At 69.0% G+C, this 22,283-nt stretch carries 15 protein-coding genes; 8 read left to right on the top strand and 7 right to left on the bottom strand.

The window, feature by feature from the left end; genetic code table 11:
* On the top strand, positions 1-241 hold a 241-nt coding region (locus ACLJQ7_RS39695; RefSeq protein ID WP_410653346.1), incomplete at its 5' end, for a hypothetical protein.
* Between the two features lie 635 nt (positions 242-876).
* Here ACLJQ7_RS39695 and ACLJQ7_RS39690 read toward each other — a convergent pair.
* The 5 genes from ACLJQ7_RS39690 to ACLJQ7_RS39670 form a co-directional block, all read right to left on the bottom strand.
* The gene (locus tag ACLJQ7_RS39690; RefSeq protein ID WP_410653345.1) at positions 877-1,260 is read right to left on the bottom strand and encodes a hypothetical protein; all 384 of its coding nucleotides are present in this window, start codon (positions 1,258-1,260) and stop codon (positions 877-879) included.
* A gap of 93 nt (positions 1,261-1,353) precedes the next feature.
* Positions 1,354-1,869, bottom strand: coding sequence for a TetR/AcrR family transcriptional regulator (locus ACLJQ7_RS39685; protein ID WP_410653349.1), 516 nt, complete (start codon positions 1,867-1,869; stop codon positions 1,354-1,356).
* Positions 1,870-2,004: 135 nt separating this feature from the next.
* Positions 2,005-2,331 carry a hypothetical protein gene (locus ACLJQ7_RS39680; protein WP_410653344.1) on the bottom strand — a complete coding sequence of 109 codons (327 nt, stop codon included), beginning with the start codon at positions 2,329-2,331 and terminating at the stop codon, positions 2,005-2,007.
* A 309-nt stretch (positions 2,332-2,640) separates the two neighbouring features.
* Entirely contained in the window at positions 2,641-4,074 is a 1,434-nt protein-coding gene (locus tag ACLJQ7_RS39675) for an MFS transporter (protein ID WP_410653343.1), read from the bottom strand.
* Positions 4,071-4,655: a TetR/AcrR family transcriptional regulator gene (locus ACLJQ7_RS39670; protein WP_410653342.1), complete on the bottom strand. Its 585-nt coding sequence runs from the start codon at positions 4,653-4,655 to the stop codon at positions 4,071-4,073. Before ACLJQ7_RS39670 ends, ACLJQ7_RS39675 begins: the two co-directional genes overlap by 4 nt.
* Before the next feature lie 534 nt (positions 4,656-5,189).
* On the opposite strand from ACLJQ7_RS39670, the gene ACLJQ7_RS39665 reads away from it, so the two are divergent.
* From ACLJQ7_RS39665 to ACLJQ7_RS39635, 7 genes are read left to right on the top strand one after another with little or no spacing between them, the layout of a single operon-like run.
* A complete protein-coding gene (locus ACLJQ7_RS39665) occupies positions 5,190-6,608 on the top strand; it encodes a cytochrome P450 (protein ID WP_410653341.1) in 1,419 nt (472 codons plus the stop codon).
* On the top strand, positions 6,601-12,870 hold the full coding sequence (locus ACLJQ7_RS39660) for an SDR family NAD(P)-dependent oxidoreductase (protein WP_410653340.1): 6,270 nt from the start codon (positions 6,601-6,603) through the stop codon (positions 12,868-12,870). Before ACLJQ7_RS39665 ends, ACLJQ7_RS39660 begins: the two co-directional genes overlap by 8 nt.
* A 34-nt stretch (positions 12,871-12,904) precedes the next feature.
* Positions 12,905-13,603: a hypothetical protein gene (locus ACLJQ7_RS39655; protein WP_410653339.1), complete on the top strand. Its 699-nt coding sequence runs from the start codon at positions 12,905-12,907 to the stop codon at positions 13,601-13,603.
* Positions 13,604-13,625: 22 nt separating this feature from the next.
* Positions 13,626-15,245: a flavin-containing monooxygenase gene (locus ACLJQ7_RS39650; RefSeq protein WP_410653338.1), complete on the top strand. Its 1,620-nt coding sequence runs from the start codon at positions 13,626-13,628 to the stop codon at positions 15,243-15,245.
* Positions 15,246-15,260: 15 nt separating this feature from the next.
* The gene (locus ACLJQ7_RS39645) at positions 15,261-16,541 is read left to right on the top strand and encodes a cytochrome P450 (RefSeq protein ID WP_410653337.1); all 1,281 of its coding nucleotides are present in this window, start codon (positions 15,261-15,263) and stop codon (positions 16,539-16,541) included.
* Complete coding sequence (locus tag ACLJQ7_RS39640; RefSeq protein WP_410653336.1) at positions 16,538-17,734, top strand: cytochrome P450; 1,197 nt, start codon at positions 16,538-16,540, stop codon at positions 17,732-17,734. Before ACLJQ7_RS39645 ends, ACLJQ7_RS39640 begins: the two co-directional genes overlap by 4 nt.
* Positions 17,731-18,894: a serine hydrolase domain-containing protein gene (locus ACLJQ7_RS39635; protein ID WP_410653335.1), complete on the top strand. Its 1,164-nt coding sequence runs from the start codon at positions 17,731-17,733 to the stop codon at positions 18,892-18,894. Before ACLJQ7_RS39640 ends, ACLJQ7_RS39635 begins: the two co-directional genes overlap by 4 nt.
* A 746-nt stretch (positions 18,895-19,640) precedes the next feature.
* On the opposite strand, the gene ACLJQ7_RS39630 is transcribed toward ACLJQ7_RS39635, so the two are convergent.
* Positions 19,641-20,015, bottom strand: coding sequence for a hypothetical protein (locus tag ACLJQ7_RS39630; protein ID WP_410653334.1), 375 nt, complete (start codon positions 20,013-20,015; stop codon positions 19,641-19,643).
* Positions 20,016-20,089: 74 nt separating this feature from the next.
* Complete coding sequence (locus ACLJQ7_RS39625; RefSeq protein ID WP_410653333.1) at positions 20,090-22,273, bottom strand: DUF6461 domain-containing protein; 2,184 nt, start codon at positions 22,271-22,273, stop codon at positions 20,090-20,092.
* Positions 22,274-22,283 lie beyond the last annotated feature (10 nt).

Genomic DNA, 22,283 nt, shown 5'->3' with positions numbered 1-22,283 from the left:
GCCGAAACCCGGCGACAAGCGGCTAGATCTCACCGTCAAAGCCACGTCGCCGAAACCCGGCGACAAGCGGCTAGATCTCACCGTCAAAGCCACGTCGCCGAAACCCGGCGACAAGCGGCTAGATCTCGCCGCCAGAGTCGCGTTACCAGGAAGTGGCGACAGGCGGTCAGGTCTCACCGCCAGAGTCGCGTTGCCGAAACCCGGCGACAAGCGGTCAGGCCTCGCCACCAGAGACGCGTAGCCGGGAACCGGCGACAAACGGCTAGGCCTCACCGCCAAAGTCACGTAGCCGAAACCCGGCGACAAACGGCTAGGCCTCACCGCCAAAGTCACGTAGCCGAAACCCGGCGACAAACGGCTAGATCTCACCGCCAAAGCCACGTCGCCGAAACCCGGCGACAAACGGCTAGATCTCACCGCCAAAGTCACGTAGCCGAAACCCGGCGACAAACGGCTAGGCCTCACCGCCAAAGTCACGTCGCCGAAACCCGGCGACAAACGGCTAGATCTCACCGCCAAAGTCACGTAGCCGAAACCCGGCGACAAACGGCTAGGCCTCACCGCCAAAGTCACGTAGCCGAAACCCGGCGACAAACGGCTAGATCTCACCACCAAAGCCACGTAGCCGAAACCCGGCGACAAGCAACTAGGCCTCACCGCCAAAGACGCGTAGCCGAAACCCGGCGACAGGCAACTAGGCCTCGCCGCTAGATACCGAGGACTCCTTGGCGTCGGGCAGCACGCGGCGGCCCACCTCATCAGATTCGCCCATCTCGAGATGAAGCCCATGGCCACTAGACCGGGCGGACTGCGCCTCGCGATATCACCCAGGTCCTGACCCGGTGCCCCTGCCGACCGGCGGCGCAGGGTGCGCGATCAAACTCCGCCGCCCGACAGCGGGGACACGCTGAAGCTGTAGTAATCCTTGCGGGACTCCGACCGGTTCCCGGAATTGTCCGGCGGGAAGATGGCGTCGATGAACAGGCCGCCGCCGCAGTCGGGTTCGGAGAACAGGTTGAGCACCGACGACTTGGTCCGGTTCGCCAGGTAGTTGGCCTTCTCCCCGAGCAGGCCATGGACGTTGTAACAAGTACGCGGTTTCAGATCGTGGATGGTGACCGGGATCGGCACCGTCGGCGCCGACCAGATGGCGCGGTCGCCGGCCGGATGCGCGTTCGCGCTGCCGGCCGTGGCGGCCAGCAATACGGCGGACACGCCCAGCGCACCCACACCGGACAGAACATGGCGGACGATCTTCACGGAACCTCCCAGACCAGCTTGACCCTGCCCCGGAATGCTGCCAGACACCCCCGCCCGCCGAAAGGCCGGACTCGCCGTCCTGCGGGTAGGTGATCAGGCAGGTCGTGTACTGCTGAACAACCGATCCAGATGCACGTCGATCGCGGCGAGCGCGTCCTGGGGCTCGATCACGTCGAGTTCGATCAGGGAGGTGAAGCCGGTGAGGGCGAGGAGCAGGTTGGTCTCGGTCGCCGGGTCGAGGCCGGAGTCGATGTACCCGTCGGCGATCGCTTGGCGGACCAACTGCTCGACGAGGGCCCGCCCTTGGCTGAGGCCGCGGCGGGCCTGCTCGTGCACGGCCTCGTCGTGCAACGCCTCCAGGACGTAGGCGGCGCTCATCCGGCTGGTCGCGCGGGCGTCGGCATGCAGGGGGAGCATTTCCGCGAGCGTCAGCCGCAGCACGTCACGGGGGTGCGGACGGTCACCGAGCTTTTCGAGCCCCTGGTCCACGCGTACGGCGGTCTGCTCGGACGCGAATTCCATGGCGAAGGAGAGCATGGCGGTCCGGGACGCGAAGTAGTTCTGCAGCTGCCCGAGTGACATGCCCGCCTCCTGCGCCACCACGCGCATCGTCAGCTGAGTGACGCCGTGCCGCTCCACCACCCACCTGCTTCGGCATCGCCGGCCCCTCCCTCGTACCCCGGAACTGTTCCAATACGGAGGTGATCACCGCGAGCACGCCGTCCGAGCCGGCGAGGGCGTCCTTCAACGGCGACGCGTCGAGCAACCGGAACGTGTGGTTGATCGGCACGCCGGTCGCGCCGTGCGCGTCGAACAGAACTTCCCCAGCGTGCACCGCCATCTCAGCCGGATCCGCTCGACGAACAGTTGCTTCGGGAAATCCGCCGGCGCCAGAAGAAACACACCGTCACCTCGGTCTTTGCGATGGCAGGCGCTCCAGTGCGAGCCGAGCGCATGAGCCAAGGCCACATAGACGGCGTTGCGCACATTCCTCTGTTCCAGGTTCTTCCGGCCGCTGAATTGCTCCGCGTCCACAACCAGAACAGTGCGATGCAGCGCATCAGGCGACACGAAACCTCCCGCAGCCACGCACAGCCTGACGAGCTTTCATTCGCTCACGTGAACCGATTGACATTCGGCGGGGCGGATAGAGACGGCCATCTCCTGGATCGTGTCGGCCGGGCGCGATGACCTGGACGTGCGGTCCGAGGCGCAGCAGACGTGTGGGTGGAAAATGCGCACCATCTGTTGTCGCAGGGCTTCAGACGTTCTCAAGACGGCGGCCGAGGGCCTTCCGAACGGTCTCGAGCCGCATGTCATCGAACGTGGCACTCAGATGCGGGCTCTGGGCTTTCGTGAATCCGCCGGCCGTTCACCTTGTCATGAATGGTGCTGTTTTCTCCGGGAGGCGTTGATTCCGGCCGCCAGCACGATGGTGACCAGTGCCAGGACGCCGGCTGTCCAGGCGGCGATGGAGTAGCCGGAATCGGTGGGGGCGAAGCTTCCGGTCGCGGTGTGCGCGGCCAAGATCAGGCCGCTGACCGCGCTGCCGAGGGAAAACCCGGCCGAGCGCACGACCTGGTTGACGCTCATCGCGGCGGCGGTCTCCTCGGCCGGGGTGACCGCCAGGATCGCCTGTGGCATCACCGCGGAGAAGCCGCCGACGCCGAAGCCCAACACGCCCATGATCACGATCGGCCACTCCACGCCCCCGCCGCGGACGCCGGCGAACAAGACGCAGGCGAAGGCGATCACGACACCGTTGGCGGTCAGCAGGCCGAACGGGCTGACCTTCTGCCGCATCTTCGGCATCACACGGCCAGCGACGAAACCCAGCGCCGAGAACGGGACCAGCACCAGGCCCGCCTCGACCTCACTGAGCCCATAGCCGTAGCCGACCTGTGAGGGGGTCTGCACGAAGCGGGTGATCAAAGTGAAGAGCAAGTACATGGCGACACCGGAGACGAACATGACCACATTGGCTCCCGCGACGGCCGGATGCCGCAGCGCGGTCAGGTCCACCAGCGGGCGCGCCACCTTCCGCTCGACGACGACCCAAGCGGCCAATACCGCGGCACCGACAAGCAGGATCAACACGACCGGCAGCGGGTTGCTGGACCACCAACTCGATTGGCTGGTCACTACGAGCACCGCCACGAGGCCGACGGAGAGCAGGGACGCGCCCAACCAGTCCACCGGCTCCTTCGCGGGTGCGGTGGAGGTGTCGCGCGGGATGGCGACCACGGCGATGAGAAGCGCGGCGACGGCGACCACCACGCCGAGCAGGTAGGCCACGCGTACGCCGCCGAACTGGGCCAGCAGGCTCGCGATCGGGTAGCCGACGCCGATGCCGACGGTAGAGGCCACCGACAGCATCGCGATCGTGCTCGCCGAGCGGTCGCCGAGGTGCTGGCGGGCGGTGGCCATCATCAGCGCGGTCAGTCCCAGGCCGACTCCCTGCGCGGCACGGCCGAGCAGCAGCACCACGAACGGCGCGGGAACGACGGTGGCCACGCTGCCCAACGCCACGAGGACCAGGGTGACCAGGACGACTTTTCGCCGCCGATGGGCGGATCCCAGGCGGCCGAGCAGCGGGGTGGCCACGGCACCGGTCAGCAGCGTGATGGTCAGCGTCCACTGCGCGTCGGACAGCGACACGTCGTAGTCCTTGGCCACGGACGTGATCAGCGGTGCGCCCAAGCTCCCGATCGCCGCGACCACCAGGGCGATGAAGACCAGTGCCGCCACCAGGGTGGTACCACCGTGGCCGGTCTCCTCCACCTGGCCCGCCTCAGGCTTCATGGAAGCACTCACTGGTTGGTCTCCTCGGTCAGGTGCTCGAACAGTCCCGCGTGGATGCGGGTGCGAAGGCCGCGTGCCCACTCCGCGTCGACGTCGTCGACGTCCAGCGCGGCGGCGACGTTGAGCAACATGCCGTAGGCGACGAAGCTCTTCACGGCCACCGGCGGCATGCCGGTGTGGTCCGCGGTCGCCGCCCACATCCTGGCCATGTGGTCGCGCACCACCTCGCGGACCTCGCTGTCGCCGCAGGCGGCGAAGGCCTGCAGCTGCACCAGGAGATCCGTGCGGTCGGCCAAGGCGCGGTCGTAATACGCGCCCATGACTGCGATCGACTCCACCCCGGAGGTGTGCTCGGCGGCGTGGTCCATACCCTCGATGAGCCGCGCGAACGCACGCTGCACCACCTGGAGGAACAGGGCCTTCTTGGTGCCGAACAACCGGAAAACGTAGGCCTGCGAGATCCCCGCGCGACGGGCGAGCGCCTCCGTGGAGGCGCCATGCAGCCCGGCCGCGGCGAATTCTTCGGCCGCGAGCTTCAGCAGCTGTTCGCGCCGCTGCGGGGCGGACATGCGCTCGACAGCGTCCGTACTCATAGCGGCCAGGCTAGCAGGAAGTAGTTACTAACCACTCACAACCTGAGGTGCCACCCATCGCTCGCCGCGGTGCGGTCGCCGCCCCTCGCCGGACGGTGAACCGGTGCGTCCGTGACCAGGCACGTGACACACCTTGCGCGCGATTGTGACCCGAATCACGAAGTCGACTTGAGGAACCGCCGATCAGGCGAACCGAATTCGGACAATATCCCGCGAACTGACCTAATGGGCAGGTGTTAACCCACAGCTGTCACCGCCGAAGCCGACCTGGTCGATCATTGCCGCCGCACCGCATTGTTGACGCACCTCAAGGCGGCCAAGTATGAATTTCACAGCGATGGGGTGTCCCGGTTACCCGCCGATGACAACGACGATCTTCGGGCCGACGTCGACCCGAATCAATGGGAACGCGAATGGGTCCGAACGCATTTGAGCTGCCCTGAATCGGGTAATCCATCACCCTTTCTGCGACGCTTCACAATTTCGCCTGGGACGACATGGATTCAATCAGGCCAAATTTACTGGGGGAAGCGAATGAGCAACGACTCGTCTGCGCGACAAACACCCGCATGCCCGTTCAGCGGTGCGGGAACAGGACAAGAACCACCCGCCCGGACGGTGCGGGTCGCACCCGGCAGACTGCCCATGATCGGTCATATATGGCCGCTCATGCGCAATCCCTTCGACTTCTTCGCCGACCTGCGCGCCGGCGGCGACATGGTGAAGCTCTACATCGGCAAGCGGCCGATCTATTTCCTCACCACCGCGCGGCTTGCGCACCAGGTGCTGGTGAAAGAGGCCCGCTCCTTCGGCAAGGGCATGGTATGGGAAGCCGTGCATCCGTTGAGCGGCAACGGTTTGCTGGCCTCCGATCGCGCGCTGCACCGCCGCCAGCGACGACTGATCCAGCCGCTGTTCCACCGGAAGATGATCGCCTCCTACGCGCAGATCATGACCGCCGAGTCGCAATCGCTGGCCGAGTCCTGGAAGCCGGGGCAGAAGGTCGCCGTGCAAAAGGCCATGATCGAGCTGACGCTGACCACCATCGTGCGGTCGATGTTCTCCGGCAGCCTGCCCGGAGACGTCGTGCGGGAGATCATCCGTTCGTTGCCGATCTTCACCTACGGCATGGTCGCCCGCACCGTGCTGCCCGCCTGGCTGTGCAAGGTCTCCGGCTTCGACCGGCGCTTCCTCGGCGCGGCGGACCGGCTGCGTGCCGCGGTCGATCACGTGGTGCGTACCGACAAGACCGCCGACGGAACCGACCTGCTCTCACATCTGCGTGCCGCCCGCGATCCGGACACCGGTGAGGCGATGAGCGACGACCTCATCCGCGACGAGCTGGTGTCGATCATGATGGCGGGTACCGAGACCACCGCCGCCACCCTGACCTGGGCGTTTCATGAGCTGTCCCAGCACCCTGAGATCGAGCGGAAGCTGCGCGCCGAGCTGAGGGACGTCCTCGGCGGGCGCCCCGCCGAGTACGACGACATCGAAAAGCTGAGCTACACCCGCGCCGTGGTGAACGAAGTCCTCCGCCGGTACTCGCTGCTGATGCTGTTCCGCCGAGCGGAAGAGCCCGTGGTCATCGACGGCGTCCACTTGGCCGCGGGTGCGGACATCATGTTCAGCCAGATCGACCTGCACCGGGACGGCGAAGCGTTCACCGATCCGGACCGGTTCCACCCCGAACGCTGGCTCGTCGCCCGCGAAAACCTCCCCGACCGCACCGCGTTCCTCCCGTTCGGCGAAGGGAACCGCCGCTGCATCGGCGAGTCCTACGCACAGGCCAAGGCCGTCATCGCGCTGGCGACCATCCTCGGCCGCTGGCGTCTGGTCCCGGCACCCGGCCACACCGTGCGCCGGGTCGCCGCGGCGATGCCGCGCCCGAACAGCCTGCCCATGATCGTCACTCCGCTCAAGACCGATGGGAGCGAGCTGTCCCATGCCTGACACCACCACCTACCCGGGACGGGGCACCGCCGTCGAGCCGATCGCGATCGTGGGCATCGGATGCCGGTTCGCGGGCGGCGTCGACTCCCCCGACACGTTCTGGAACCTGCTCGAGCGCGGCGGCGACGCCATCCGCGAGGTCCCGCCGGAGCGGTGGGCCGTGGACGAGGTCTACGACCCGCAGCCCGGTGTGCTCGGCCGCACCGTCTCGCGCTGGGGCGGATTCCTCGACAGCGTCGGGGGTTTCGACACCGCCGCCTTCGGCATCACCGAATACGAGGCCGAAGCGATGGATCCGCAACACCGGATGCTCGCCCAGGTCACCTGGGAGGCGCTGGAGCACGCGGGCATCGCGCCCGGGTCGCTCAAGGGTTCGCAGACCAGTGTCTTCTTCGGACTCGCGCACCACGACTACCTGCTGCGGACCTTCGACGACTCTCTCGTGGACAACCCGTACGTGATGACCGGCAACGCGCACTCCGTCGGCGCGGGCCGGGTGTCCTACCTGCTCGGGCTGCACGGACCCGCCGTGGCCGTGGACACCGCCTGCTCGTCGGGCCTGCTGTCGGTGCACCTGGCCTGCCAGAGCCTGCGCACCGGGGAGTCCGATCTGGCACTGGCGGGTGCGGCGATGCTGCAACTGGGCCCCGAGGTCGGCGTGCTGTTCTCCCAGTGGTCCATGCTGTCCCCCCACGGCCGGTGCGCCGCTTTCGACGCGGCCGCCGACGGATTCGTCCGCAGCGAGGGCTGCGCTGTCGTCGCGCTGCAGCGGCTCGACGACGCGCTACGCGGCGGCAACCGGGTCCTGGCGGTCATCCGCGGCTCGGCGGCCAACTCCGACGGCCGCTCCGACAACATCGTCGTCCCCTCCGCGACCGCGCAGGAAGCCGTGCAGCGCAGCGCTCTGCGTGCCGCCGCCGTCGACCCGTCCGCGGTCGAACTGGTCGAGGCGCACGGCCCCGGCACCCCCACCGGCGACCCGGTGGAGTTCCGCGCACTGTCCGCCGTGTACGGCGCGGGAGACAAGCCGTGCGCACTGGGTTCGGTGAAGACCAACATCGGGCACACCGAGTCGGTGTCCGGGTTGGCCGGGCTCATCAAGGCCGTGATGTCGTTGCGGCACAACAAGATCCCGGGCAACCTCCACTTCAGCGAGTGGAACCCGGACATCTCCCCCGAAGGGACGCGGTTGTACGTGCCCACCGAGCTGCGTGAGTGGAGTGCGAACGGCTCGCCTCGGCTGGCCTCGGTCTCCTCCTACGGGTTCAGCGGCACCAACGTCCACGTCGTCCTCGAAGAGACCCCGGCCGCCGCGGTCCCCGCCGTGGTTCGCGCACCGGCCGGGAAAGCGCTTCCCATCCTGCTCTCCGGAAGCACTCCGCAGGCCTTGGCGGAGACCGCCGGCCGCGTGGCGAAGTGGCTGACCCGCGACGGTGCTCAGGCACCGCTGGCCGACATCGGCCACACCCTCGCTCGCGGCCGGGAGCACCGCGCGGAGCGGCTTGTCGCCTTGGCGTCGTCACACGGCGAACTGGCCGAGCAGTTACTCGCGGCAGCGGCGTCGCAGCCGGCGCCGGGCGTGGTGTCCGGCACGGCAGGCCACAGCGGGGCACCGGTGTGGGTTTTCTCCGGCCAGGGCTCGCAGTGGGCGGGAATGGGCCGGGTACTGCTGGAGACCGAGCCCGCGTTCGCCGCGATGATCGCCGAACTCGAGCCGCTGATCGCCCGGGAGGCCGGGTTCTCCGTACGCGCGGAACTGATAGCCGACGAGACCGTCACCGGCATCGAGAAGGTCCAGCCGACCATTTTCGCCATGCAGATGGCCCTCGCGGCCGCCTGGCGGTCGCGAGGGGTGGAGCCCGCCGCGGTGATCGGGCACTCGCTCGGTGAGACCGCCGCGTCGGTGGTGGCGGGAGCGCTGACCCTCGACGACGGCGTGAAGGTGATCTGCCGCAGGTCGCGGCTGGTCACCCGGATCGCGGGCGGCGGCGCCATGGCCACCGTCGAACTGCCGCATCAGGAGGTCGCGGCCGAACTGACCGCCGCGAGCATCGAGGACGTCACCGTCGCGGTGATCGCCTCCCCCGGGTCCACGGTGGTGGCGGGCGACCCCGCCCGGGTCGACGAACTGGTCGCCGGCTGGGAGGCCCGCGACCTGCACGCCCGCAGAATCGCGGTGGACTACGCCTCGCACTCCCCGCATGTCGACAGCATCCTCGACGATCTGGCCGAGCGGCTGGACGATCTGGCCCCGGCCGCGGCGAAGATTCCGGTCTACGGCACCGTGCTGGACGACCCGAAGAAGCCCGCCTCGTTCGACGCCGGGTACTGGGTGAACAACCTGCGCCGCCCGGTCCGCTTCGCCGACGCGGTCACGGCCGCCGTGCTGGACGGGCACCGGATCTTCGTCGAGCTGTCCCCGCATCCCCTGCTGACCCACCCGATCGCCGAGACGGCGAAGTCGATCGGCCGCGACGCGACCGCCATGGGCACGCTGCGCCGCGACGGCGACCAGTCCACCGGGCTGCTCTCTCAGCTGGCCGACCTGCACTGCAGCGGTGTCCCGGTCGGCTGGGAGCGCACCTACCCGGCGGGCAACCTGGTCGACGTGCCGCTGCCGGCGTGGGCGGGTGAAGACCTGGGCGTACTGGCACTGCAGGTGAAGAAGCCCGGCGCGAGGGTGGACACGCACCCGCTGCTCGGCGTGCACCTCGAACCGATCGACATCGGCGACGAGCACACCTGGCAGGCCACGCTCAGCGGCCGCGACCTGCGCTACCTGGAGGATCACCAGGTCCACGACCAGCCGGTGCTTCCGGGCGCGGCCTACTGCGAAATGGCGCTGACCGCGGCGAAGACCGTATTCGGGGCCGAACTCGGTACCGTCGAGGTGACCGACCTGACCATCCACGAGATGCTGCACCTCGACGAGCACACCGTGGTGTCCTCGCGCACCCGCCCCGAGAGTGACGGAGCGGTCCGGTTCGAGGCGCTGACCCGCCGCGACGGCGAGGATCCGACGCCGCTGGCCACCGGGACCCTGCGGACGCGCACGATGACCGAGCCGGACCGGCTCGACGTGGCCGGGCTCCTGGCCACGCACCCCGGATCGCTGGCCCCGCAGGAGGCCTACGCCAAGTTCCACGGGGCCGGTGTCCATCACGGTGACGCGTTCGCCGCCCTGGTCGCACTGCACCTGTCCGAGGATCCGGGTGTCGAGCAGACCGTGCTCGCGGAGCTGACGCTGCCCGCGGCGGTACGCGGCGACCTCAATTCCTACCTGCTGCACCCGGCACTGATGGACGGCTGCCTGCAGACGCTGGCGTCGCATCCGGCGTTGATCCGCGACGCCTTCCCGGTGGGGGTGGGTGCGCTGCGCGTGCACCGCGACCCGCACCACGCCCGCTATTGCCTCGCCCGGCTGCGCCATCTCAGCGACCAGCTCGCCGTCGGCGACGCGACCCTGCTCGACGAGGACGGCACCGTGGTCGCCGAGGTCACGGGCGTACGCCTGACCACCACGGACCGGCGGCTGGCCGAGCGCCTGCTGTCCGTCGGCTGGGACCGTGCCGGCTTCCCGGAGGCCGACGCCGTCTCCGGCCCGTGGCTGGTCCTGACCGAGGCGGACGCCGCGCCCGAGCCGTTCGTCGACGAGCTGATCTCCGCGCTGGGCACCGAAACCTCCCATCTCACGCTGGCCGCCTCCGCGGACGAACTGGAAGCGAGGCTGGCCGCACAGCCGCCGCAGGGGCTCGTCGTCGTGCATCCGGCGCCGACCGGCGTCGCCGACCTCGAAGCCGTGGAGCGCGCGGAGCACCGGGTGAAACGGATGATCGACCTGGTCCGGTTCCTGGTCGAGCGCACCGACGCGCACAGGCCGCGGCTGTGGGTGCTCACCCGCGACGCCCAGCAGGTGAACGAGGGCGAGGGGCGGAACCTGGAGCAGACCGCGCTGCGCGGTCTCTGCCGCGTGATCGGCCACGAGCATCCCGAACTTGAGGTCTGCCACCTCGACGTCGACGCCGAGTCCACCCCCCGGCGGGTGGCCGGGCTGCTCGGCGCGAACGGCGACGCCGACGAGGTGGCGCTGCGCGGCGACGAACTGTTCCTGGCCCGGCTCGAAGTGGCGCCACTGCACGACGGCGAGCGCCGGAGGCGCCCGATCCGCTACGGACGCGACCGGTTCGCCCTCGCCACCCGGCACGCCGGGGACCTGGGCAGCCTGGAGCTGGTCACGACCGAGTCGCGCGCGATCACCCCGGACGAGATCGAGATCAGGGTCGAGGCCCTCGGCCTGAACTACGCCGACGTGCTCAACGCCATGGGCCTCTACAAGACCGTCGACGGCAGCCCGATGCCGTTCGGCTTCGACTGCGCGGGCACGGTCGTCGCCGTCGGCGCGGAAGTCACCTCGGTCCAGGTCGGTGACCGGGTGGCGGCGATGCACCCCGGCGTGTTCCGGTCGTTCGCGGTGGTGCCCGCCTGCAAGGCCAACCGGATCCCCGACGACGTCACGTTCGAGGAGGCCGCGGCCCGGCCCAGTGTGTTCGCCACCGCCTGGTACGGCCTGCACCGGCTGAGCAGGCTCAGCCCCGGCGAACGGGTGCTGATCCACTCGGCGACCGGCGGCGTCGGCCTGGCGGCGATCGCCGTGGCCCGCCACCTCGGCGCGGAGATCTACGCCACCGCGGGCACCGACGCGAAACGGCGGTACCTGCGCGACTTGGGCATCGAGCACGTCTTCGATTCCCGCTCCACGAAGTTCGCCGGTCAGATCCGTGAGCTGACCGGCGGCGAAGGGGTGGACGTGGTGCTCAACTCGCTCACCGGTGCCGCCCAGCGGGCAGGCCTGGATCTGCTCCGCATCGGCGGCCGGTTCGTCGAGCTGGGCAAGAAGGACATCTACGCCGACGCGCGCATCGGGCTCTTTCCGTTCCGCCGCAACATTTCCCTGCACAGTGTCGACCTCGGTGTCGTGGCATACGAGCAGCTCGGCGAGATCCTCCGCGAGGTCCACGACTTGCTCGCCTCGGGCGCGCTCACCCCGACTCCGCACACCACGCTTCCCTTGGACGACGCCGGAACCGCGTTCCGCACGCTGGCTTCCGGTGGCCACCTCGGCAAGCTCGTCCTCGCCCTCCCCCAGGACGGTGACGGCGAGGCCGTGGTCCGGCCGGAGGACGTGCCGGTCATCCGCGCGGACGGCGCCTATGTGGTCACCGGCGGTCTGGGCGGTCTCGGCCTGATCATCGCCCGGTGGTTCGCCGAGGAGGGCGCGGGCCGTGTCATCCTCAACGGCCGCTCGGCCCCGTCCGCCGAGGCGCGGGAGACCATCGGCAAACTGCGTGCGGCAGGCGCCGACATCGAGGTGGTGCGTGGTGACATCGCCGCGGATGGCACCGCCGAGCGACTGGTCCGCGCCGCCACCGCTACCGGCCTGTCCCTGCGCGGCGTCCTCCACGCCGCCGCGGTGGTCGACGACGCGGCGATCACCGGCGTGGACGACGCCCTGGTCGAGCGGGTGTGGGCGCCGAAGGTGCGGGGTGCGCTGCGGCTCCAGGAAGCGTGCGCGGACAGCGAGCTGGACTGGTGGTTCGGGTTCTCCTCCGCGTCGGCCCTGGTCGGCTTCGCCGGACAGGCCTGCTACGCCTCGGCGAACGCCCTGCTGGACGGCCTCACCACCTGGCGGCGCGGGCGGGGATTGCCCGCGCTGAGCGTCAACTGGGGCGCGTGGGCCGAGTACGGGCGCGGCACGATGTTCGCCGAACGCGGCAACGCCATGATCGACCCGGACGAGGGTGTGAAGGCCTGCGACGCGCTGCTGCGCCACGACCGGGCCCGCGCGGGATACCTGCCGATCTTGGACAAGGGCTGGCAGGCGACGTTCTCCGAGAGGTTCCGCACCTCGCCGTTCTTCGCCGCCATCCCCGCCGATCGCGGGGCCGATCCGGGCGGCGAGCTCTCCGGGCACGCCGTGCTGGCGGAGCTGCGGAGCACCGAACTCGTGGCACGGCAACGGTTCCTGGAGAAGCACCTCACCGCGCACGCGGCGGAGATCCTCCGGGTCAACGCCTCGGGCCTGGACCCGGACCGGTCACTGACCGACCATGGCCTGGACTCCCTGATGACCTTGGAGCTGGGTACCCGGATCAACCGCGAGTTCGGGATCCGGGTCACGCCCAAGCAGATGCGCCAGGACTCCAGCCCGTCGGCGCTGGCAGCGCACGTCCTCGCCCGGCTCGATCTCGGGGCGGCGCAGTAGATGGACACCAACCGACCGCGCAGAGGGAGTCACCGTGGACGACCGTCCGCCCCAGATCATGCACGCGGCCAGCGGGATCATCAGTCTGCTGATCCTGGCCTCCACGATCCTGGTCCTGGCACCGATCCCGCCCTTCGGGTCGCCGGAGGCGGAGGTCGTGCGGTTCTACGCCACCCACACCACCAGTGGCTACGTCTATCAGTTCATCGCGGGCATCGCGTTGATGGCCGCGCTGTGGTTCCTCACCTACCTCTACACCCGGTTCCGGCGGGAGGTTCCGGACAGTCCGCTGCCGGTGCTGATGATCGCGGCGGGCACCGCCTGGGTCGGCTTCGCCGTGGTGTACCTGGGTCTGTTCCAGATCTTCTCGGGCTGGGCCGCGGACCCGGCGACCCACGCGCTGCTGCGCGCGTTCTCCGACGCGTACGTGCTGGGCTTCATGTTCAGCGCGGTCCCGGCCGCGGTCGCGGTCATCGCGGCGGCGCTGTGCACGAAGAGGACCGCGGGATGGCCGGGCTGGCTCAAACCACTCGCCGCGGTCGTCGTGCTGGTCCAGGTCTTCGGGTGCGTTCCGTTGCTCGCACCGGACAGCTCGCTGAAGGCGGGTGGGCTGATCACCTACGCGAGCGTGTTCGCCGTAGTCGTCTGGATCGCCATGGCGAGCGTCGCGGCCATCCGCTCGGAACGGGCGAAACCGGGCCGGGGCCGGGAAGAAACGTACTCGGGAAGCTGAACGCCTGCCCTGGAGTCGTGGGATGACAAGCGAATTCGACGTGGTGGTCGTCGGTGCCGGTCTCGCGGGTCTGCAGATGCTGTACGAGGTCCGTAAGGCCGGGCTCGCGGCTCAGGTGCTGGAGGCCGGGGGCGGCCCGGGCGGCACCTGGTACTGGAACCGCTACCCGGGCGCCCGCTGTGATGTGGAGAGCCTGGAGTACTCCTACCAGTTCTCGGCCGAGCTGCAGCAGGACTGGGAGTGGACCCGGCGGTACGCCGACCAGGCCGAGATCATGCGCTACATCGGCCACGTCGTCGAACGTTTCGACCTGGCCCGCGACATCCGGTTCCACACCCGGGTCGAGGCGATGACCTACGACAAGGCCGGTGCCGCGTGGACCGTGCGCACCGAGACCGGCGAAGAGGTCGTGGCCCGCTTCGTCATCATGGCCACCGGCTGTCTGTCGGAGCCGAACCTGCCGGACATCCCCGGCGTGGAAACGTTCAAGGGCGACATCCTGCACACCGGACGCTGGCCGCGGGAACCGGTCGACTTCACCGGCAAACGCGTCGGTGTCGTCGGCACCGGCTCGTCCGGGGTGCAGGCCATCCCGATCATCGCGAAGGCGGCGGCCGAACTCGTCGTCTTCCAACGAACCCCCGCCTACACGCTGCCCGCGGGCGACGAGCCGCTCGATCCGGACCTGCAGGCGGCGATCAAGGCCGACTACCCGGGATTCCGCGCGCGCAACAACGCGGTTCCCACGGCCGGTCTCTCCCGGTACCCGACGAACCCGAACTCGGTGTTCCTGTTCTCCGCCAAGGAGCGGGAGGCCATCTTCGAGCACTTCTGGAACCGGGGCGGGCCGCTGCTGCTGCGTGCCTTCGGTGACCCGCTGGTCGACCCGGCGGCCAACGAGGTCGTCGCCGAGTTCGTCCGGGGCAAGATCCGCCAGACCGTCACAGACCCCGAGGTGGCCGCGAAACTCATCCCGGCACACGTGATCGGGTGCAAACGCGTCTGTCTCGGCGACGGCTACTACGAGACCTTCAACCGGCCGAACGTACACCTGGTCGACATCGCCACCCATCCGTTCGAGGAGATCACCCCGACCTCGGTGCGTACCGGGGAGGGCTCCCACGAACTCGACGTGCTGGTGCTCGCCACCGGGTACGACGCCATCACCGGTGCGCTGTCGCGCATCGACATCCGCGGCCTCGACGGGCTGTCGCTGCGGGAGCTGTGGTCGGACGGGCCGCGCACCTATCTGGGGCTCGGAATCCCCGGTTTCCCGAACCTGTTCACCATGACCGGCCCCGGCAGCCCGTCGGTGCTGACCAACGTCCTGGTCGCCATCCACCAGCACGCGACCTGGATCGGCGCGTGCCTCAAGTACTTGGGCGACAACGACATCCGGACGATCGAAGCCACTCCGGAGGCCGAACACGCCTGGCGGCACCACGTCAGCGACGTCGCCGAGCGGACCCTGCTCTCTTCGTGCGGGTCCTGGTACCTGGGCGCGAACGTCCCCGGCAAGAAGCGCGTCTTCATGCCATTGGTCGGGTTCCCCGATTACGCCGCCAAGTGCGCGGACGTCGCGGCCACCGGTTACCCCGGTTTCGCGCTCAGACACGCCCCGGTCCCGGCCATCCGAAGCTGACAGGAGCACACCCGTATGACACACCCCGACGTCCCGGAAATCGATTTCGACCACCACTCGCCGGAGTACTCGGCCGATCCCTGGGCAGCCAACACAGCCCTCAGCCAGAAGTGCCCGGTGGCGCACAGCTCGCACTACGGCGGCTTCTACGTGGTGACCGGCTACGAACAGGTCGTCTCCGTGGCCCGCCGCCCGGAGGTGTTCTCCTCCGCCCACGAGCTGCCCAATACCCCCGGCCGTCCACAAGGGACGATCATCCCGGCGTCGACGTTCCGCGCGCTGCCCTTGGAGATGGACCCACCCGAGTTCCTGCCGTGGCGCCGGGCGCTGAACACCTTCTTCTCCCCCACCGCGGCGAAAAAGCTGCGGCCGCGCATCGAGGCCTACACCACCTGGTGCCTCGACCGGTTCATCGAGTCGGGTGAGATCGACCTGGTCATGGATCTCGCCAACGCCGTACCCGCGCTGCTGACACTGGACATCGTCGGCCTGCCGATGGACAACTGGCGCGTCTACGCCGAGGCCGTGCACTCGCTGGCCTACACGCCGTCGGACACACCCCAGTACAAGGCGGTCGAAGAGGGCTTCGCGATGCTCATCACGGAGGTCGTCGAGACGATCCCGGCGCGCCGTGCGAACCCCGGCAACGATCTGATCAGCTTCCTCACCCAGCTGGAGATCGACGGTGAGAAGATCAGCGACCCGGACATCATCGCCGTCTGCAACGCGATGATCGCCGGTGGCATGGACACCACCACCGCCCTGCTGTCCTCCACTTTCGAATACCTGGACCGTAACCACGACGATCGCAAGCGCCTGACCGAGCATCCGGAGGACATCCCCAAGGCGTGTGAGGAGTTCCTCCGGTACTACACCCCCGTGGTCTGCGTCGGCCGCACGGCCACCGAGGAGGCCAGGATCGACGGCGCGACCGTGCTTCCCGGGGAGCGCGTGCTGATCTCGTGGGCCGCGGCGAACTTGGACGAGAAGGTCTTCCCGGAGCCGCTCACCATCGACTTCGACCGGGACACCCGCAAGCACGCGGCGTTCGGCATCGGCGCACACCGATGCATCGGCCGCCACATCGCGCAGACCGACTTCCAGGTCGTCGTCGGGGAGGTGCTCACGCGGCTGCCGGACTACCGGCTGATCGAGGGCGCGGCGGTGCGCTACCCGACTGTCGGACAGATCAACGGCCACGTGAAGATGCCCGCCCGGTTCACCCCCGGCCCCCGGACCGGACCCGACTTCGAGACGGCGAACGATCTGTTCGCCAGTTTCGGCGAATCACGGTGAGCCTCCCGCGCTTTCCCTCACCCCGGGCCCGAAGCAGCCCGTTCGACCCGGCGCCCGCGCTGCGCGCGGTCCAGGCGAAGGCCCCGATCACCCGCGTGGAGATCTGGGACGGCAGCACCCCATGGCTGGTCAGCGGCTACGAAGAGGTGCGTGCCCTGTTACGCGACCCGAGGCTGAGCGCGAAACCGGAGCATCCCGGCTACCCGCACTCGACCCCCAGCAAGTTCATGCAGCGACTGAGCTTCCTCACCATGGACGCTCCGGAGCACACCCGCCAGCGCCGCTTCGTCGCCAAACCGTTCTCCGCCAAGCGCATCCAGGCCATGCGCCCGGCGATCCAGGAGCTGGTGAACGACCTGGTCGACCGGATCCTGGCCGGACCGAAGCCGGTCGACCTGCTGGAGACGTTCGCACTGCCGGTGCCGTGCGCCGTGATCTGCCACCTGCTGGGCGTGCCGTACGAGGACCACGCGTTCTTCTCGATGAGTGCCAAGGCGCTCATCGACCCGCGTGCCACCCACGAGGAAGCCATGGCCGCCCGGCAGGGCCTGGTCGACTACATCGACCGGCTGCTGACGGTCAAACGCACCGACCCGGGCGAGGACATGCTGTCGGAGTTGGCCAATGAGCACGTGGCCACCGGCAACCTGACGCAGCAGGACGCCACCCTGACCGGCATGCTGATGCTTCTCGGCGGCTTCGACACGACGTCGAACACCATCGCCTTGGGTGTGCTGGCGCTGACCGAGAACCGTGGCCAGCTCGACCTCCTGCTGGAGATGGACACGCAGGAGGAGATCGAGGGCGCGATCGAGGAGATCCTGCGGTACACCGCCGTCCCACAGGGCGGCAGGCGGCGGGTGGCGCTGGAGGACATCGAGATCAACGGCCTGCTCATCCGCGCCGGGGACGGACTGATCCTCGCGGGCGATCTGGCCAACCGGGACGCGTCGGTAGTCGAGAAGCCGGACCGCCTGGACCTGCGCAGGCCCGCGCACAAACACGTGACCTTCGGCCACGGGCCCCACCAGTGCCTGGGCATGCCCCTGGCCCGACTTGAACTGCAGGTCGCGTTCCCGACCCTGTTGCGCCGGATCCCGACGTTGCGCCGGGCGGTGGACATGGACCACATCGAGTTCCGTGAGCCGGCCATGGGCATCTACGGAGTGAACGAACTGCCCGTCACGTGGTGACCATCTCGAATGCGGCGACGATCGGCCTTCTGCTGGAGAAGGCCGTCAACACCGGCGTCGCCGCGGGCTTCTACGCGATGACCGCCAACCGCGACAGGGTCGTGTACACGGGCGGCGCCGGCACACGTGACGGCAAAGCTCCCTGGGCGGAGGACACCATCGCGTGGCTCGCGTCGATGACCAAGTCCATTGTGGCCGTCGCCGCTCTGCAACTGGTGGAACGCGGTGTGATCGGGCTGGACACGCCGACGGCCGACGTGCTCCCCGAACTCGCCGCGGCCCAGGTGCTCGAAGGCTATGACCGGGACGTGCCTCGCCTGCGGCCGGTTCGGACGCCGGTGACGTTGCGGATGTTGTTGTCGCACACGGCGGGCGCGGGATACTCGTTCCTGTCGACGGACCTCGCGCGCTACCAGCGGGAGAACAGGATCCCCACGAGCCTGGAGTGCAAGCCGGCCTCGATCGTGGACTCACCGCTGGTGTACGAACCGGGGACCGACGTGCGGTACGGAACCGGTCTCGAGTGGGTGGGGCTGGCCATCTCGCGGTTGACCGGGCGGGATCTGGCCACCCACCTGAGGGAGGCGATCTTCGACCCCCTGGGGATGGTGGACACGGCGTTCGGGATCGTGGACCGGTCTCGGCTGGCGACTGTGCGGGCGAAGACACCGGACGGGTTGGTGACGGTTCCGTTCGAGCTTCCCGCCGCCCCGGAGTTCTTCTCTGGCGGGGGTGGGCTGTACGGGACCCCGCGGGACTACTTCACATTTCTACGGATGCTGGGTGCCGGCGGGGTCTTCAACGGGTCGAAGCTTCTCGAGCCGGAGACCCTGACCGCGGCCCAGCAGAGTCATTCGGCGGTGTTCGGACGCTTGGCATCGGCCAATCCCGCGACGTCACACGACATCGACATGCTGCCGGGCACACCGGTGTCGTGGTCACTACTGGGAATGCGCAACGAGAAGCGCACGCCGCAAGGCCGTCCGGCCGGGACGGTGGCCTGGGCCGGCGGCGCGAACTGCTACTACTGGGTGGACACGGACGGGGCGACGGCAGGTGTCCTGTTCACTCAACTCGTCCCGTTCGCGGATCCCGCGGTGATCAGGCTCTTCACCGACATCGAGCAAGCCACCCGCGCCCGGCAACGATCTCAGTCCTGAGAACAGGAATTGCCCACTCGGTTGTCAGAACTCTTCGCGGCCGCGGTCGAGGTGCGCCCCCGCCTCGACCGCGGCGAGGCCCCGGTTCGGAGGCGATCGACCTCGCCGTCCGCGAGCGACTGGAGCGCCTACCCGGCCGCGGCCCAGGAGATCGGCTTGCCCATGTTGGCCACATAGGTGCCGGTGCTGATCACCTTCGGCCGGCCCCACGTGTTTGCTCGTATACGCAAGCGCCGGGGGGCTCACCGGCTGAACAGGCGGCGGGGCGTGTTGCGAAAGCCACTTTCGCAACCTTGAGTGTTGCGAAAGTGGCTTTCGCAACATCCGCCTGGGGGATGACATGCGGCATCTCGTCATTCCCGGACGAAGACGTCCTCTTCGTGGCCCGCTTCATCCGTGGAGATGATCAGCGTGCGTGATTCTTCGGCGTCCTGTTCCGGGTTCGTCATCTCGCGTCTCCCTCGTCATCAAGCGCGGCAATGACGGCGCGGACGCTACCGAACCCCTGTCGCGCGGACCACCGCGTTCGCTTAGGTTTCGCCGATAGGGGCGTCACTCGACTGAGAGCTTCCGCAGAAGGCAGGCAAACGCATCCACGAAGAGCGACGGACGGCTTCCGGTGCGATCGGGCCGTATGGCGTCGAACGAGGCTACCTCGGCGTTCGAAGCTGGTTCCAGGCGTGGGCGGCGGCGACGATCTCGGCCACTCCGGAGAAAGCTCCTTGCGGTAGCACGAGTACTCGTCTTCATGAATAAACACCGGAAGTAGAATGGGTGATCCTGGCTGAATCGCGCGCCCTGGCGATCAGCCGTGCCCGGATCTCCCCGGACCGCGCGACGGCGGCGACGGTGAAGGCCATCGCCAAACCGGCGTCGCGGACGAACCGGTCGCCTTCCGGGCCGCCCGCCGCGACGGCGAAGGCGGCGGTGTGGTTGCCGTCCTCGGGCGGGAGATCGAACGACAGCATCGGGTGGATCACGGGAACGCACAGCGAGACGTTGCCCATGTCCGTCGAGCCGAACATCGCCCCGATCCCGGCACGCTCGGCCGTGGCGTTGAAGCCCAGCGGGAGCGCGGAGCAGAAGCTGAAGAACGCCAGCGTCCGCCCCGCAGCGGACACGACACGGGGACGGGTCGCCTCGGCGATCGTCTCGCCCGCTCCGGCTGTTCCGCTGACGTCCGTCTGTCCGCCCCCTACTGCCCTCGAGCTACTCGCCGCGCGTGCTCCAGCAGTTCCTCCCCTCTGGGCCCGGCCACGTATCGCATCGCCGACAGCGATCCGATCGCTGCGGCCAGCGGATCCGGATTGGTCGCCTTGTGGAGCGTCTGCCACAACCAGGCGTGCTCCTGATGCGCGCGTAGCTGCGATCGCCTGGCCGCGAGTTCCGCCTCCGGGCTCAGCCGACGCTCCCTGAGCACGGCCGCGATGACGGGGTCTCCGGCCACGCCCGCGTGCTCGGCCACAGCCGACGCCGCCCGCCAGGCCAGCTCCCGCAACGTTTCGGCGGGGACGAACGCCAGCCGATCGGTGTCCTCGCCGAGAGGACCATTACCGGGGAACGCGCGCGAACCGTCGGGCTCACGCGCCTCGGGGTACAGCTCGGGCAGGTGCGGCAGGATGCGATAGGCGACGTCCTCCTCGACCATCCGCTCGAGGTCCTCCTTCCGCAGCCGGTATCCGGTGTACCGCTCGACGGCGAGGAGGCCCTTTTCCAGCCTGTCGCGAAACCCGCCGAAATCGAGACCCGCCAACGCTCGGTTCACCTCAGGGTCGGCGACCTCCTTCGCGTGGCCGAGTTCGGCCGATGCGAGGAGATTTCCGTTGTCGGCGAAGGACAGCCGCGTCACGGCGTTGACGTTCCAAAACAGGCTCGCCGTCCTGCCTTCCCGCGACAACGGCTCCACCACCGGCCGGTACGACCCCTGGAAACCGTTGAACTCGACAGCGAGCACCCCGCCCGCGACCGGAAGGACGGCAACCCAGGGGTCGAGGTCGAATTCCGTCGCCAACTCCTGCGCGGACTCCGGTTCGGCCGGGTCCGCACCGAAGGCGCGGAGCACCTCGGCGGGTGCGGCGTCCGCGACCACCGTGACCGTCGCCGCGTCACCGAGCACGCTCTGGCGAATCCACCGATAGGCGGCCTCCGGGGGCGCCTCGATGTCGGGCACGGGTTCACCGCGGACGACGTAACCGAGCTTGTCACCGCGTTTGTGCACGATGTCCGGGCCCGGCGGCCCCTGCCACAGCAGGAGTTCGTAGCGCTCGCGCTCCTCGCCGTCTCGGCCGATCGCGTGCACCCGCACTCGGAAATCGCGCGGCCACGGCGGTGTTCTCAGGTGCCGCGAGGCACTTTCGCTCAACGTGGCGTCACCCCGCTCCGCTCGCCAGGAGATCTCGACGACCTCGTCCCACCAGTCGAGTTCGACTTCGTCCGGCGCTGCTTCGAGGATCCGCGTCGACACGGGCACCTGGCCCTGCCCCAACCCGGTTCGGACGGCGACGCCGCCGGGGACGGCGACCGCCAGGCCGTTACCGCTGAAGTCGGCCTCGCCGAGGACAGCACGCTCGGCCAAAGTGAACCGATGCCCGCGCACCTCCGCCGAACCCGACGCCGACACCGGGAGCACGTACTCGGCGCGGCGTTTCTCCAGCAGCGCGGCCGCATACGCCGGGGGCATCGGGCTTTCGCTCAACAAAGCCGAAACAGCGCCCAACGCGACGCCGACGACAGCGGCGGACGTCCCCGCGAGGAGCGGAGCGCCCGCCCTCCGCAGCACCGACGCGGCGACCGCGACGGCCAGCGCGAGATGCGCCGCTCCGTGCGCCGCCGCCAGCTCCTCCTCGCCGGTGAGCTCCGGCGAGGGCTCCAGCAGTGGGAGCAGGTCCTCGTGTCCGGCCAATTTCTCGACCAGCGCCACGATCAGCGCGGAGATCCCAGGCCGCAACTGATCGAGCAGGCGTACCGCGGTGACGGTCTCGGCGCTCGGCCCGCCGATCATCCCGAAGCCGAAAGCCCGCGGCGTCGAGTCCGGACCCGGCACCGCCGCCTCGACCTCGTCCGGAATGGTGACGGCCAAGGCGTCCAAGGTCAGTTCGAGCGCGCCGAGCAACCGCTCGGAGACGGGATCTCCGAGCGAACGCAACCGGCTCAACGCCGGCGATTCACCGTGTCCCACGACCAGTCGTCCCACCTCGACGCCGAATACGCCCGGCTTCGCATCCGGGACGCCCAGCCTGCCGAGCGCCGCCGCGGGACCGTGCGGAATCCGCCCGCGCAGCGTCGGGATCAACTCCGCGACCACCGGCGCGAGCGCGTCCGCCAGGCTCGTCGGCACTTCCGTGTACTCCTCCACCTCGAAACCCCCTATGTTCGGCAACGCGCACACG

The sequence above is a fragment of the Amycolatopsis sp. cmx-4-54 genome, assembly GCF_046548895.1.
Classification (GTDB): Bacteria; Actinomycetota; Actinomycetes; order Mycobacteriales; family Pseudonocardiaceae; genus Amycolatopsis.
The sequence above is the reverse complement of the archived record's forward strand: the minus strand, read 5'-3'. Positions and strand labels throughout refer to the sequence as shown.